The sequence below is a fragment of the Mesorhizobium sp. B2-7-1 genome, from assembly GCF_006440735.1.
Classification (GTDB): domain Bacteria; phylum Pseudomonadota; class Alphaproteobacteria; order Rhizobiales; family Rhizobiaceae; genus Mesorhizobium.
Genome location: NZ_VFUA01000042.1, coordinates 19,821 through 33,412, shown reverse-complemented (window position 1 = coordinate 33,412; position 13,592 = coordinate 19,821). Strand labels below are relative to the sequence as shown.

Annotated in this window: 11 protein-coding genes; 8 read left to right on the top strand and 3 right to left on the bottom strand. The window is 65.1% G+C overall.

Features of this window, described 5'->3' with window-relative positions:
* Window positions 1-9 precede the first annotated feature (9 nt).
* The 7 genes from FJ471_RS17200 (at window position 10) to FJ471_RS17170 (ending at window position 6,292) form a co-directional block, all read left to right on the top strand.
* Window positions 10-402 (top strand): nuclear transport factor 2 family protein, encoded by a 393-nt coding sequence (locus FJ471_RS17200; RefSeq protein ID WP_140805061.1) that lies wholly within the window; start codon window positions 10-12, stop codon window positions 400-402.
* Window positions 403-475: 73 nt separating this feature from the next.
* Window positions 476-1,684, top strand: a complete 1,209-nt coding sequence (locus FJ471_RS17195) for an amino acid ABC transporter substrate-binding protein (protein ID WP_181179493.1) — start codon at window positions 476-478, stop codon at window positions 1,682-1,684.
* 147 nt (window positions 1,685-1,831) lie between these two features.
* A complete protein-coding gene (locus tag FJ471_RS17190) occupies window positions 1,832-2,569 on the top strand; it encodes an ABC transporter ATP-binding protein (RefSeq protein WP_140805057.1) in 738 nt (245 codons plus the stop codon).
* Window positions 2,550-3,272 (top strand): ABC transporter ATP-binding protein, encoded by a 723-nt coding sequence (locus tag FJ471_RS17185; RefSeq protein WP_246684751.1) that lies wholly within the window; start codon window positions 2,550-2,552, stop codon window positions 3,270-3,272. Before FJ471_RS17190 ends, FJ471_RS17185 begins: the two co-directional genes overlap by 20 nt.
* Before the next feature lie 3 nt (window positions 3,273-3,275).
* The gene (locus FJ471_RS17180; RefSeq protein ID WP_140805053.1) at window positions 3,276-4,169 is read left to right on the top strand and encodes a branched-chain amino acid ABC transporter permease; all 894 of its coding nucleotides are present in this window, start codon (window positions 3,276-3,278) and stop codon (window positions 4,167-4,169) included.
* Window positions 4,170-4,173: 4 nt separating this feature from the next.
* Window positions 4,174-5,148, top strand: a complete 975-nt coding sequence (locus tag FJ471_RS17175) for a branched-chain amino acid ABC transporter permease (protein WP_140805052.1) — start codon at window positions 4,174-4,176, stop codon at window positions 5,146-5,148.
* Window positions 5,149-5,332: 184 nt separating this feature from the next.
* A complete protein-coding gene (locus FJ471_RS17170) occupies window positions 5,333-6,292 on the top strand; it encodes a dihydrodipicolinate synthase family protein (protein WP_140805050.1) in 960 nt (319 codons plus the stop codon).
* A 15-nt stretch (window positions 6,293-6,307) separates the two neighbouring features.
* Here the strand turns inward: FJ471_RS17170 and FJ471_RS17165 are convergent, their stop codons facing one another.
* The 3 genes from FJ471_RS17165 to FJ471_RS17155 form a co-directional block, all read right to left on the bottom strand.
* Entirely contained in the window at window positions 6,308-7,255 is a 948-nt protein-coding gene (locus FJ471_RS17165; RefSeq protein WP_181179490.1) for a helix-turn-helix domain-containing protein, read from the bottom strand.
* Window positions 7,256-7,459: 204 nt separating this feature from the next.
* On the bottom strand, window positions 7,460-10,864 hold the full coding sequence (locus FJ471_RS17160) for an acyl-[ACP]--phospholipid O-acyltransferase (RefSeq protein ID WP_140805046.1): 3,405 nt from the start codon (window positions 10,862-10,864) through the stop codon (window positions 7,460-7,462).
* A 426-nt stretch (window positions 10,865-11,290) separates the two neighbouring features.
* The gene (locus FJ471_RS17155) at window positions 11,291-12,037 is read right to left on the bottom strand and encodes an IclR family transcriptional regulator (protein ID WP_140805044.1); all 747 of its coding nucleotides are present in this window, start codon (window positions 12,035-12,037) and stop codon (window positions 11,291-11,293) included.
* 158 nt (window positions 12,038-12,195) lie between these two features.
* Between FJ471_RS17155 and FJ471_RS17150 the strand changes: the two genes are divergently transcribed.
* Window positions 12,196-13,590, top strand: a complete 1,395-nt coding sequence (locus FJ471_RS17150; protein ID WP_246684750.1) for a transaminase — start codon at window positions 12,196-12,198, stop codon at window positions 13,588-13,590.
* The last annotated feature ends 2 nt before the right edge of the window (window positions 13,591-13,592 follow it).

Genomic DNA, 13,592 nt, shown 5'->3' with positions numbered 1-13,592 from the left:
ATCAGCATCATGGGCAACAGCAATTACGACGCCATCAAGGCCCACTATGCCGGCTCCGACGCCAAGGATCTGGCGGCGATGATGGCGCCGATCACCGAAAGCACGGCCTGGACCGAGATGGCCGGCTTTCCCTATGCCGGCACCTATGTCGGCCCCGATGCGGTCATCGCCGGCGTCTTCAAGCGCATCGGCGAGGACTGGGACGGCTATACTTTCGCGCTGGAGAAACTGGTCGACGGTGGCTCGACCATCGTCGGCATTGGCACCTATTCGGGCACCTACAGGAAGACCGGCAAGCCGATGACGGCGCGCGTCGTCCATGTCTGGGAGATGCGCGATGGCAAGGCCGTGAGTTTCGAGCAGTTCACCGACACCAGGCTGGTCGCGGCCGCGATGGGCTGAGGAGGCATCGGCGTGAGTGAAATGCGGGCTCGCCTTGGGAGGGTTGGTCCGATGAAAACCTGGGAGGATGGAAATGGAAATCAGTCTGAAGGGAATGCTGGCCGGCCTGTTGCTGTCCTCGGCGCTTGGTCTCGGCGGCACGCTCGTCGCCAATGCCGCGGGCGACGAAATCGTTATCGGCGCGCCGATCTCGCTGACCGGTCCGCTCGCCGGCGACGGCAAGGAGCAGAAATGGGCCTATGAACAGGCCGTCGCCGACATCAACAAATCAGGCGGCATCATGGTGAAATCGGCCGGCAAGAAGCTGCCTGTCAGGCTTGTCGTCGCCGACGATGAAAGCTCCGAGGGCAAGGTCGCTTCGGCGCTCGAAAACCTGATCAAGGTGCAGAAGGTCGACGCGCTGCTGTCGACCCATTCCGGGCCGATGAACATCGCCGGCGCCATCGTCGCGGAGAAATACAAGAAGTTCTACATGATCACCACGGCCTTCCCGTTCGAGTGGCAGCCGTTGAAGCTGAAATATTCGGCGCTGTTCTTCTTCCATCCCGGACCCGGTGCCGAGGTGCCGTTCCAGATCTGGGACAAGCTGCCGGCCGGCGAGAAGCCGAAGCATCCGGCGCTGGTCTCGGAAGACTCGCCCGACGGCAAGGGGTTCGGCGGCGCCTTCGAGGCGGCAGCCAAGAAATACGGCTACAGCTTCGCCGTGGACGATCCCTGGGCGATCGGCGCCACCGACTATTCGGCTTTGATCACCAAGCTCAAGGCGGCGGACGTCGACGCCATGCTGGTCTTCGGCTCGCCCGCCGACACCATCACGCTGCTGCGGCAGATGAAGGAGCTCGGCTTCTCCGTGCCTTATTTGCATGGCTGGAAGGGCACCTGGACCGGCGAATTCCACGAAGCGCTCGGACCGGACTCCGACTACATCCTGACCGACGGCTTCTGGTCGGCGAGCTACCCTTACAGGGGCGCCAAGGAGCTCGGCGACCGCTACGAGGCCGAGTTCAAGAAGGACTCCGTCACCGTCGGCGCCTTCTACGCCAACGCGCAGGTGCTCGCGCAGGCGATCGAGAAGGCCGGCAGCACCGATGCCACCGCCATCCACGACGCGATCTTCGGCCAGGAGTTCAAGGACACCGTGGTCGGCGACCTGAAGTTCGACGAGACCGGCTTCGCGCTGATCCCCAGCGTCGCCACGCAATGGTGGCAGGGCAAGCATCAGCTCATCTATCCGGACGGCAACTGGACCTACAAGCCGGCCCCGGCCTGGGACAAGCGCTGAACGAACAGATGCGGTGGAAGCGGCGGGCGCATGATCGCGAAGCCAGGCGCCCGTTCGCTTCCCGCCTGCCCGTTTGGATCGCTTGGCAATGAGTCGGTTTGAGCGCCTAATCCTTTGTGCTCCCGCTGGAAGGAAACGAAAAACACGATGCAGGCGGACGAAACCTTGCTGCGCCTCGAGGCGGTCAAGAAGCGCTTCGGCGGGCTTGTCGTCCTCAACAACATCGACATCGCCGTCGGCGGCAACGAACTCATCGGGCTGATCGGCCCCAACGGCGCCGGCAAGTCGACGCTCTTCAACGTCATCACCGCCATTTATGCGCCGACCGAAGGCCGGGTGTCTTTCCGCGGCAAGGACATCACCGGCATCGCGCCGCACCGCATCTCAAGGTTGGGCATCGCCCGCACCTTCCAGCTGGTGCGCACCTTCCTCACCATGACCGCTTTCGAGAATGTCATGGTCGGCGCCGTCTACGGGGCAGGGGGCCGGGTCAAGCACGCGACCGAGGCGGCGAATGCCGCGCTGGAACTGGTCGGCCTCACTGCCAGGCGGGACATGCGCACCGCGCATATGACGCTCTCCGACCGCCGCATGCTGGAGATCGCGCGCGCCGTCGCCTCCGATCCGGCATTGCTGCTCCTCGACGAGCCGATGGCCGGCCTCAACCCGACCGAGATCCAGCGCATGGTCGACGTCATCCGCCGCGTGCGTGCCGACCGCGGCATCTCGATGCTGTGGGTCGAGCACAAGGTCGACGCCATCATGAAAGTGTGCAGCCGCGTGATCGTGCTCGACCATGGCGAGAAGATCGCCGACGGCACACCGCGCGAAATCACGCAAAACCGCAAAGTCATCGAGGCCTATCTTGGCGAACCGGCTGCTTGAAATAAGCGATCTCGAAGTCGCCTATGGCGATGTCGGCGCGCTGTGGGGCGTCTCGCTCCATGTCGATCCCGGCACGATCGTCGCGCTCGTCGGCGCCAACGGCGCCGGCAAGACGACGCTGCTTAGGACCGTTTCGGGCCTGCTCAAGCCGAAGGCGGGCGATATCCACCTGTCGGGCCAGTCGATCATAGGCAAGGCGCCTGAAGCGATCGCCAGCATGGGCATTGCCCATGTGCCGGAAGGGCGCGGCCTGTTCCGCCAGATGACGGTGCTGGAGAATCTCGAGCTCGGCGCGTTCCAGTCCAACGCTCGTCCGCGCACCAAGGAGCTGCTGGAGAAAGCCTACACGCTCTTCCCGCGCCTGAAGGAACGCGCGCAGCAGAAGGCCGGCTCGCTCTCCGGCGGCGAGCAGCAGATGCTGGCGATCGCGCGGGCCACCATGTCGGAGCCGTCGCTGCTCATCCTCGATGAGCCGTCGCTGGGCCTCAGCCCGCTCGTCGTGCAGCAGATGTTTGCGCTCATCCAGACCTTGCACGGCCAGGGCGTCACCATCCTTTTGGTCGAGCAGAACATCCACCAGGCGCTCAAAGTGGCCGACTACGCCTTCGTGCTGCAGACCGGCTCGCTCGCCATGCAAGGCACCGGCGCCGACCTCATCGCCGACCCCGAAATCCAGAAGGCCTATATGGGCGTGTTGGAGTAGGAAATGTTCAATCTCCCGCCACCCGAGATCCTCTTCCAGCTTTCGCTCAACGGCGCGCTTGGCGGCGCCATGTATGGCGTCGCCGCCGTGGGCTTGAGCCTGATCTTCGGCACCATGCGGCTGATCTTCCTCGCCCAGGGCGCGATGATCATCCTCGCCGCCTATTTCGTGCGGGCGCTCTTCTACGGCCTCGGCATCGACCCGTTCCTGTCGCTGCTGATCGTCGTGCCGGTCGGGCTCGTCGTCGGCTGGCTGATCTACCAGGGCCTGTTCCGCAGGGCCGCCGCTGAAGCAGACCGCAACGTCTCGCTGCTCATCGCCGTCGGCTTGATGTTCCTGGTCCAGAACCTGATGACGGTGATCTGGGGTGGCAACACCGCCGGCGTGGTGACGAGCTACACGGCGAGCGGCATCGAGCTTCTGGGCGTGCGTACTTCCTTCACCCGCTCGATGGGCTTCCTGATCGCGCTCGCCGGTACCGGCCTGGTGGTGCTCTTCCTGCGCAAGACGATTGTCGGCAAGGCCGTGCGCGCCGCTTCCGAGGACATGGACTCAGCAATGCTGATGGGCATCAGCCCGCACCGCGTCAACGCCATAGCATTCGCCATCGGCATTTCGCTGGCGGGCGCGGCCGGTGTCGCGGTGGCGACGACCTTTCCGTTCAACCCCTTCGCCGGCTTCATCTTCAGCCTGAAGGCGCTGGTGGCGCTGGCGCTGGGCGGCATCGGCAACGTCACCGGCGCTCTGGCCGGCGGCATCCTGCTCGGCCTGATCGAGGCCTATGTGCAGTTCTTCATCTCGGGCGGGTGGACGAATGCGATTGCCTACGGCGTCTTCCTCCTGGTGCTGATGTTCAAGCCGGAAGGCCTGTTCAGCCGGCCCTACAAGAAGGCGTGATGCGATGAGCCGAGCCTTGCAATGGATCGCAACCGTCGTCGTCGCGGCGCTCGCGCTGCTGCCGTTTCTGCCCGGCGCCGTCGACGCCTATTATTTCTCCTTCCTGTTCTTCGTCTTCCTCTATGCCATCATGGCGCAGAGCTGGAACCTGGTCGCCGGCTATGGCGGTCAGATAAGCCTCGGCAGCCACGCCTTCTTCGGGATCGGCGCCTACACCACCGCCATCCTGTGGAGCGGCAACTATCTCTGGGGCTCGCTCTATGACAGCCACCCAAACATCTACTATTTCGATCCGGTGACGATGCTTTTGGGTGGCGTTGTCGCGGCGCTTGCGGCGGTCATCATCGGCCTGCCGCTCCTGTCGAAACTGCATGGCGACTATTTCGCGCTCGGCACGCTCGGCTTCGGCGAGATCGTCAAGGTGCTCTTCGTTAATGGCGGCGACTTCACCGGCGGCGCCTTCGGCATCGTCGCCCCTGCGAGCAGCTTCGACACGCTGCGCCCCCACTACTGGGTCGGCCTCGGCCTGATGGTCGCCACCGCTCTGGCCATCCGCGCGCTGATGCGCTCGCGCTACGGCCTGGCGCTGATCGCCGTGCGCGACGACGAGATGGCGGCCTCCGCCAACGGCATCGACACGCTCAAGGTCAAGGTCGCCGCCTTCGCCGGCAGCGCCTTCATCGCCGGTGTCGCCGGCAGCCTCTACACCTTCTACATCTTCCATGTCGGGCCGGACTCGGTGTTCGACCTCGACTGGATGCTCCTGCCGCTGATGATGACGGTGGTCGGCGGCACCGGCACGATCCTGGGGCCGATCCTCGGCGCGCTGGTGATGTACGCCGTCTTCGATCTCGCCCGCATCGTCGTGCCGGACTACCACCCGGTGATTTCGGGTCTGACGATTATCCTGGCGATGCTGTTCCTGCCGAAGGGCATGATGCGGCTTGGCGCAATGCGGCGACTGAAGCCGGCAACCTAGCTCATCAACTTCGGCAATCCCGCCGCCCGCCGAGGCGCACCGTTTTCTGGGGCGAGCGAACAGTTCGGCAAGATCGTCATGGTGGTTTGAGGCGCTTCAGCAGGAAAAGCGACTATCCGCTTGGCAAGCGGTGCCGCTCGGGACAAACTGGTCATCCGCGTGACGCCTCAAGGAGACTCCGACAATGACCGCCAATGTTTTTTCCGGCTGCATGCCTGCGCTGATGACGCCCTGCACCGATGACCGCCTTCCCGACTTCGACGCGCTGGTGCGCAAGGGCCGCGAGCTGATCGCTGCCGGCATGTCGGCCGTCGTCTATTGCGGCTCCATGGGCGACTGGCCGCTCTTGACCGACGCGCAACGCATGGAAGGCGTCGAGCGCCTGGTGAAGGCCGGCGTTCCGGTGATCGTCGGCACGGGCGCGGTCAACACCGCCAGCGCCGTGGCCCACGCCGCTCACGCGCAAAAGGTCGGCGCCCGCGGCCTGATGGTCATCCCGCGCGTTCTGTCGCGCGGCCCGTCGGTGGCGGCGCAGCGTCACCACTTCAAGGCGATCCTTGCCGCTGCCCCCGACTTGCCGGCCGTCATCTACAATAGCCCCTATTACGGCTTTGCCACGCGCGCCGACCTCTTCTTCGCGTTGCGCGCCGAGCATCCGAACCTCGTCGGCTTCAAGGAGTTCGGCGGCCCCGCGGATCTGCGCTACGCGGCTGAAAACATCACCAGCCGCGACGATGAGGTTGCGCTGATGATCGGCGTCGACACCGCCGTCTTCCACGGCTTCGTCAATTGCGGAGCGTCCGGCGCCATCACCGGCATCGGCAATGTCCTGCCCAAGGAGGTGCTGCATCTGGTGGGCCTCAGCCAGGCAGCCGCGAAAGGCGATGCCGAAGCGCGCCGGCTGGCGCAGGAACTGGAGGCAGCGTTGGCCGTGCTTTCCTCTTTCGACGAGGGTCCGGACCTCGTGCTCTATTTCAAGCACATGATGGTGTTGAAGGGTGATCCCGAATACCGGCTGCACTTCAACGAAACGGATGCGCTGAGCGACAGCCAGCGCGGCTATGCCGAGCAGCAGCTCAAGCTGTTCGACACCTGGTACGCCCAGTGGTCGAGGCAGCCCGTGATGGCGAGATACGCGGCCTGAGTTGATCTGGGAGTGTCAGTGCACCACCGTCCGCACGCGCTCCCTTAGCTCCCTGGGCGCCACATCATACTTGCTCTTGAACGCCCGCGAGAAATGCGCGCTGGAATTGAAGCCGCAGGCAAAGGCGATTTCGGAGATCGAGGCCGAGGCGCGGGCGGGGGAGAGCAGTTCCTCCTTGCTGCGCTCCAGCCGCCGGTCCCAGACGAAGCGCTCCAGTGTGGCGCCTTCGCCTTCGAAGGCGCGGTGCAGATAGCGGCGGGAGCAGCCCATGTGGCGGGCGATGTCCTCGGCCGAGAGATTGGAACGGGCAAGGTTGGCGTCGATATAGGCGACGATGCGCTCGCGCAGCGCTTCCAGCGGCGAGCGGCGGAATTCCGGCGTCATCGGCTTGGCCTGGATAAGGCCGTTGACGAGCTGGACCAGACTGTCGCCGACGCGGCGGCAGCCGGCTTCGTCGAGCTTATGCGCCTCGCCGATCGCCATCTGCATCAGGCCCGACACGATATGGGTCAGGCTGTCGTCCTCGCCGGGCAGCGGCAGCGGCGCCATCAGCCGCGCCAGCGTCTCGTCGCCGAAGGTCGAGCGCGGCACCTGCAGGATGAGCTGGTCGACGTCGGAAAGGTTCTGCAGCGAATAGCTGCGCACCGGGTCGTAGATGATCGCCGCGCGCGGGCCGAGGTCGATCGCCGTCTGCTGCTGCTCGAAGCGGCTGCGACCCTTGCGCTGCATCAGGATCTTGATCGCGTCGGGATCGAAGCTGCGCCAGAAGGCGCGGTCGTTGAGGACCAGATGCGACTTGGCCCGGATCTCGGACAGGCGGCAGGCGCCGAGATTGACCGAGACCAGCTTCGGCAGCGACGGCGCCTCGCCGCGCGAAAAGCGCTGGGTGATCGGGCCGAACAGCATCCGCGACGCGGACAGGAACGCCTCGCCGTCGGCGACGCTCACATGGTGGCCGTGCATCGTTTCCTCCTCCGGTTCATGATCCGCAAGGATCATGTCCAAGTGCCCGTTTTCACGGGCTCCCGTCTTTTCGCGGGATTGAGACGCAACGGCGGAGCCGATGCAACCGGAAAGGAAGTTAACATGCTAATCATCTTCGCCGCAACGGCGCAGATGAGCAATAAACAGGCCGGCGTTTGCCGCCGGCCTGTTCGTAGGTTTGGATCAGGCGGCCTTGACCTTCAGCTCTTCCTCGCCGCGCACCATCCTGGTCACGCCGGCGAAGTCGAGCTTGCCGGAACCGAGCACCGGCACTTTCGGCACGACGCGCACTTCGGCCGGCACCATCAGGTCCATGGCGCCGTTCGCCTTGGCGAAGGCCAGGAAGTCGGCGCGGGTGGCGCCGGAAGCTTCCGTGATCAGGATCAGCTTCTCGCCCTTGCGTGCGTCCGGCACCGTGGCGACGGCCGACGGCGAGCCTTTCCAGAGTTCGCCGGCCAGCGCCTCGATCGCGGCCAGCGAAACCATCTCGCCGGCGATCTTGGCGAAGCGCTTGGCGCGGCCGCGGATCGAGATGAAGCCCGCATCGTCGACGGTGACGACGTCGCCGGTGTCGTGCCAGCCGTCTTTCAGCGGCTCGATCACGCCCGGATTCTCGGCGCGCAGGTAGCCGGCCATGACGTTGGGGCCGCGCACGAACAGCCGGCCGCCCTCGTCGACACCGGGCACTGGCTCCAGCCGGTACTCCATGCCGGGCATGATTTTGCCGACGCTGCCCGACTTGTTGTACATCGGCGTGTTGATGGCGATCACCGGCGCGGTTTCGGTCACGCCATAGCCTTCCAGGATGCGCAGGCCGAATTTCTCCATATAGGTCGTGCGCGTCGCGGCCTTGACCGGCTCGGCGCCGGCGAAGCAGTAGCGCACCGAACGGAAGTCGTAAGGGTGCGCCGTGCGGGCATAGCCGGCGAGGAACGTATCGGTACCGAAGATGATCGTCGCGTTCGAGGCATAGATCAGTTCCGGCACGATGCGGTAGTGCAGCGGCGAGGGGTAGAAATAGACCGGCACGCCCGAGATCAGCGGCAGCACCGTGCCCGCCGTCATGCCGAAGGAGTGGAAGATCGGCAGCACGTTGAACACCTTGTCGCCCGAATGGAAGTCGATGCGCGAGGCAGCCTGGGCGGCGTTGGCAAGGATGTTGCGGTGGGTGAGCACCACGCCCTTCGGCGTGCCTTCCGAGCCCGAGGTGAACAGGATTGCCGCCGGATCGTCCGCCTTGCGCGCCACCCGCGGCGTCGCCTTGCGCAGCAGGCCGAGCAGCTTGTCCTTGAGGCCGATCGTGGCCCGCAGGTCGTCGAGCCAGACGATGTCGACCGAGCGGCCGATCTCCTCGACCATCGGCCCGAGCTTTGCCTGTTCGACGAAAGCGCGGGAGGTGAGCACGGTGCGCACCTCGGCCGCCTTGCAGGCCGACAGGATGTTCGCCGCGCCCGCGGTGAAGTTGATCATCGCCGGAACCTTGCCGGCCGACATGACGCCGAGAAGTGCTGCGCAGGCGCCGTTGGCGTTGGGCAGCATGATGCCAAGCGTCTGCTGGTCGCGATAGAGGTGCTCGAACTTCTCGCCGAGCACCGCGGCGCCGGTGAGCAGCTTGCCGTAGCTCAGCGAACCGGTGACCGGATCCTGCACGGCGAGCTCTTTCATGCCGCGCTCGTTGGCCGTCTCGATGATCGTCTCCAGAACGGTCTTGTTGATGTCCTGGGTGCGGAAGACGAGGTCCGACATCACCTGGTAGAGCGCCGAGCCCGCCGCGGCGCGGCGCTGGCGGCCCTTCAATTCCTGCGGCACTTCGAGCTTCACCGGCTCCAGGATGGTCACCTTGACCTTCGGGAACAGGCGGCGGCGCACATGCTGCGAGGAGAGCCGCGAGAAGTAGCTTTTCTCCAGCCCGTCGATGCGCACCGGCACCACCATCGAGCCGGTCTTGTCGGCGACCATTGCGGCGCCATCATAGACCTTCATCAGGCCGCCGGTGACGGTGATGCGCCCTTCCGGGAAGATGACCAGCGGATCGCCGCCCTGCACGATCTTGATAAGGGTGCGGGTCGACATCGGCTTGGCCGGATTGAGCGGCAAAGCGCGGGCAAGCTTCATGAACGGCTTCATCCACCAGGCCTGGGCGATCGCGTAGTCGATGGCGAAGACCGGCTCCTCGTCGGTCAGCGTCAGCGCCAGCGGGCCGTCGAGGAAGCTGACATGGTTGAGCGCCAGGATCGGCGCCTTGCCGGCCGCCTTGAGGTTCTCGATGCCCTCGACCTCCAGCCGCAGGAAGGCGCGGAACAGGATCGAGACGAAATCGCGGAACGGATTGGTCGGCAGGAATTTCAGCATCAGCCAGGCGGCGATCGCGTTGGCGACGACGAGGCCGAACAGGATGCCCGCGATCGAGACGCCAGCGGCCTGGATCGCCGCGACGAGGATCCCGCCGACGGTCATGAAGCCGGCATTGACGATGCTGACCGCGGCAACGACGCGGGCGCGGCGTGCCTCGGGCGACCAGGCCTGCACGGCGGCGAAAGTCGGCACCACCAGGAAGGCGGCGGCAATGGCCATGCCGGCGAGGTCGATGGCGACACGGATGGTGTTCGGCCCGGCGAAGAAGGCGGAAAGCGTCTCGGCCCGAGGCGAGGGCTGCATGCTGCCGATGGTCCAGGCCAGATGCAGGCCGAAGAGCGCGAGCAGCGCCGTGCCGACCGGCGCGGGCAGGAGCACCATGCGACCTTGCGACATCCAGGCTGCGATGGCCGAGCCGATGGCGATCGAGACGGCGAACACGGCAAGATAGGCGGTGACCGCGATCTCGTTGCCGCCGAGCGAATCCTTGATCATTGCCGGCAGGATCGAAAGCACGATGGCGCCGACCAGCCAAAACCACGAGGTCATCAGGCCGGCGCGCCAGATGCGCGTGTCGGTGCGCAGGTCGCTGACTTGCCGCCAGGTCGAACGGAAGATGTTCTTGTCGATGACAAGGTTCGGGGCGGCCGAGCCTGTGGAAGGGATGTAGCGGCTGACGAACCAGCAGCCGACGGCCAAGGCCATCATGATCGGCCCGAACACCCAAACGCCGATGCCGTCGGCGGAGACGACGCCGCCGGCGATGGTGCCGCCCAGGATCGCCGCGAAGGTGGCCGACTCGATCCAGGCATTGGCCTTGGGCAATTCCTTGCGCTCGAGATGATCCGGCAGGATGCCGTATTTGATCGGCCCGAACAGCGCCGAGATGACGCCGAACATCAAGAGCGCCGTCATCAGCACGGGAATAGAGGACAAGGCGATGCCGACAACGGCCACGGCGGCCGCGGCGATCTCGGTGAATTTCAGCCGCCGCGCGATCAGCGCCTTGTCGAAGCGGTCGGCGATCTCGCCGCCCAGCGCCGAAAGCAGCAGGAAGGGGGCCATGAAAATGGCGCCGGCCAGCGTCACCAGCGATGCGGCCTGATCCTTCGCCAGCGTGAAGAGAATGAGGAACACCAGCGTGTTCTTCAGGAAATTGTCGTTGAAGGCCGAGAGGAATTGCGTCCAGAAGAGAGGCGCGAAGCGCCGCGACATCATCAGATGGGTGTTCATGGCAATTTCCATTGGGCAAGGCCGTCTGGCAATCCGGCAGGACTGGGCGGACACTTGCGCGGTTTGAGCCTTGTTTAGCGGGAAGCGGTTAAGCTTCGTTACTGCGATTGATGCCAATCCATTTGTTTCTTGTTCTTGGTGCATGGAATCTGTCGTCCATGATCGGTCTCCAGGCCTTCCAGGCACTCGACTGTTTGCGGGCATGGCTGTCGGCGAGCATCGATATGATCCTTTCGTTTCAGCGTTAAGCCGGATCGGAGGCGGTCTGTTTCAGGCCGGATACAATCCAGTGAACATTGTTCATATACGCAACATAGCACATCTTGAACGATGTTCAACATAAAAATGAACGACGTTCATAACTCGAATCGGATAGGTTAAGAATGAGGAAAGCAGGGATACGAAGCTTCGAACGCGCCCGGCGTTTCACGCCTCGCCGGTCAGCCGCGCCGAGATCAGCCGGGCTGCCCTGACTGCCGCCTCGCCTTGTCCGGCCGCTGTCGCGTCGTCGACGCGCGAGACGGGGGAGGCGACGGCCAGCGTGCCGATCGGTTGGCCGTCGGCGCCGAGGATGGCCGCGCCTATGCTGTGCACGCCTTCCTCATAGCCCTGGGCGCTGCGCGAATAGCCGCGTGAAGCGGCAAGCGCGATGGCTTTCACAAGGTCATCCGGCTGGGTCATCGTGAACGCGGTGAAGGCCTGCAGCGGCTTTTCCAGATAGGCGCCGACCGCTTCCAGGCGCGAGGCGGCGAGGAAGGCGATGCCCGACGCCGTCCCATGCAGCGGCAGCACCTGGCCGACATCGACATTGACGCGGTTGGCCTTGGCCGACAGCTCGACATGCAGCGTCAGCAGCGCGCCGGCGCTGAACTCGGACAGATGCACCGTCTCGCCGGTTTCGAGCGACAGCTCGCGAATGACCGGCGCGGCCAGCCGCACGAAGGGGAAATGCGCGTCGCGGATGCGGGCGAGCCGCGACAGGCCGGCGCCCAGCCGGTAGCGGCGACTCCGCGGCTCCTGCTCGATCAGCCGGTGCGCGGCAAGCGCCATCAGAAGCCGCCTGGCGGTCGCCTTGTCGAGGCCGGCGCGGCGGGCGAGGTCTGAGAGGCCGATCTCCGGCTCGTGCAGCGTGAACAGCTCCAGCAGCGACACCGCCTTGCCCACCGTGCTCATCGTCCGTTCTCCAAGATACTTCGCATGTGAATTAACTTGACAGGCGCCCTTTCTGCCTTCAGTGTGCCTATAACATACAAAACACTGGTTCGAATAGTGAACCGATTGGGAACGGCTACGCGCCCCGAAATTTTGCGCGTCAGGGAGAGTTCAGCGCCGTGACGGCCGCCAGCAAGACCGCTTTGCAATCCGCAACGATCGAAGACTTGCTCGACCGCGAGCAGGCGCGGTTCCTCGACACGCATCCGCGCTCGGCCGCTGCCTGGGAAGAGGGCAAGACGCATTTCCTCTATGGCGGGCCGTCGCATTGGATGCGCCGCTGGGCCGGCGGCTTCCCGGTCTATGCCGCTTCGGCGCGTGGCGCGCACATCCGCGACATCGACGGCCGCGACTATGTCGACTTCGCGCTTGGCGACACCGGCGGCATGTGCGGCCACGCGCCCGAAGCGGTGACGCGCGCGGCGCTCCACCAGTTGCAGAACGGCACGACGATGATGCTGCCCACCGAGGACAGCCTCTGGGTCGGCGCCGAGCTGACGCGCCGCTTCGGCCTGCCTTACTGGACCCTGACTACGTCCGCCACCGATGCCAATCGCGGCGCCATCCGCATCGCGCGCATGATCACCGGCCGTCCCAAGGTGCTGGTCTTTTCCGGCTGCTATCACGGCGGCGTCGAGGAGGCGCATGTCGAGATCCGCGACGGCAAGATCGGCATGCGCAACATGATCCACCCGAACGGCGTCGACCATTCGGCCGTCTCCCGGGTGGTCGAGTTCAACGACGTCGCGGCGCTCGAGGAAGCGCTGTCGCATGGCGACGTCGCCTGCGTGCTGACCGAGCCGCTGATGACCAATTTCGGCATGATACCGGTCGCCGATGGTTTTCACACGGCACTGCGCGAGATCACCCGCCGCACCGGCACGGTGCTGATCATCGACGAGACGCACACCATCTCCAGCGGCCCCGGCGGCTACACCGCGCTGCACGGGCTGGAGCCGGATATACTGGTGGCTGGCAAGGCGATCGCCGGCGGCATTCCGGCCGGCATCTTCGGCGTCTCGCAGGCTATCGCCGAGCGGCTTTGGAAGATCGTGCCGATGGTCAATCCGCGCGTGCGCCAGTCGGCGCATCTCGGCATCGGCGGCACGCTGGCCGGCAACGCGCTCACCCTCGCCACCATGCGCGCGGTGCTGGAAGAGGTGCTGACGCCGGCCAATTTCGAGCTGATGATCGCCAACGCCACGCGCCTTGCCGAGGCCGCGCGCAAAATCATCGCCGACAACAGATTGCCGTGGCATGTGACGCAGACCGGCGCTCGCGCCGAGATCATGTTCATGCCGAACTCGCCGCGTAGCGGCGCCGACGTCATCGCCGGCCGGCGTGGCGACCTCGAGACGCTGTTGCACGCCTTCTACATGAACGAAGGCATACTGGTGACGCCGTTCCACACCATGTTCCTGATGTGCCCGGCGACGTTGCCGGCCGATGTCGACCGCCACACGGAGGTCTTCGGCCGTTTCGTCGATCTCGTCGGCGGCGCGGGCGTCGTCTGAGC

Excerpts from the sequence above, each read along its gene's own strand:
- FJ471_RS17200 (WP_140805061.1), top strand. The coding sequence starts at position 10 with ATGGGCAACAGCAATTACGACGCCATCAAGGCCCACTATGCCGGCTCC.
- FJ471_RS17195 (WP_181179493.1), top strand. The coding sequence starts at position 476 with ATGGAAATCAGTCTGAAGGGAATGCTGGCCGGCCTGTTGCTGTCCTCG.
- FJ471_RS17190 (WP_140805057.1), top strand. The coding sequence starts at position 1,832 with ATGCAGGCGGACGAAACCTTGCTGCGCCTCGAGGCGGTCAAGAAGCGC.
- FJ471_RS17180 (WP_140805053.1), top strand. The coding sequence starts at position 3,276 with ATGTTCAATCTCCCGCCACCCGAGATCCTCTTCCAGCTTTCGCTCAAC.
- FJ471_RS17175 (WP_140805052.1), top strand. The coding sequence starts at position 4,174 with ATGAGCCGAGCCTTGCAATGGATCGCAACCGTCGTCGTCGCGGCGCTC.
- FJ471_RS17170 (WP_140805050.1), top strand. The coding sequence starts at position 5,333 with ATGACCGCCAATGTTTTTTCCGGCTGCATGCCTGCGCTGATGACGCCC.
- FJ471_RS17165 (WP_181179490.1), bottom strand. The coding sequence starts at position 7,255 with ATGCACGGCCACCATGTGAGCGTCGCCGACGGCGAGGCGTTCCTGTCC.
- FJ471_RS17160 (WP_140805046.1), bottom strand. The coding sequence starts at position 10,864 with ATGAACACCCATCTGATGATGTCGCGGCGCTTCGCGCCTCTCTTCTGG.
- FJ471_RS17155 (WP_140805044.1), bottom strand. The coding sequence starts at position 12,037 with ATGAGCACGGTGGGCAAGGCGGTGTCGCTGCTGGAGCTGTTCACGCTG.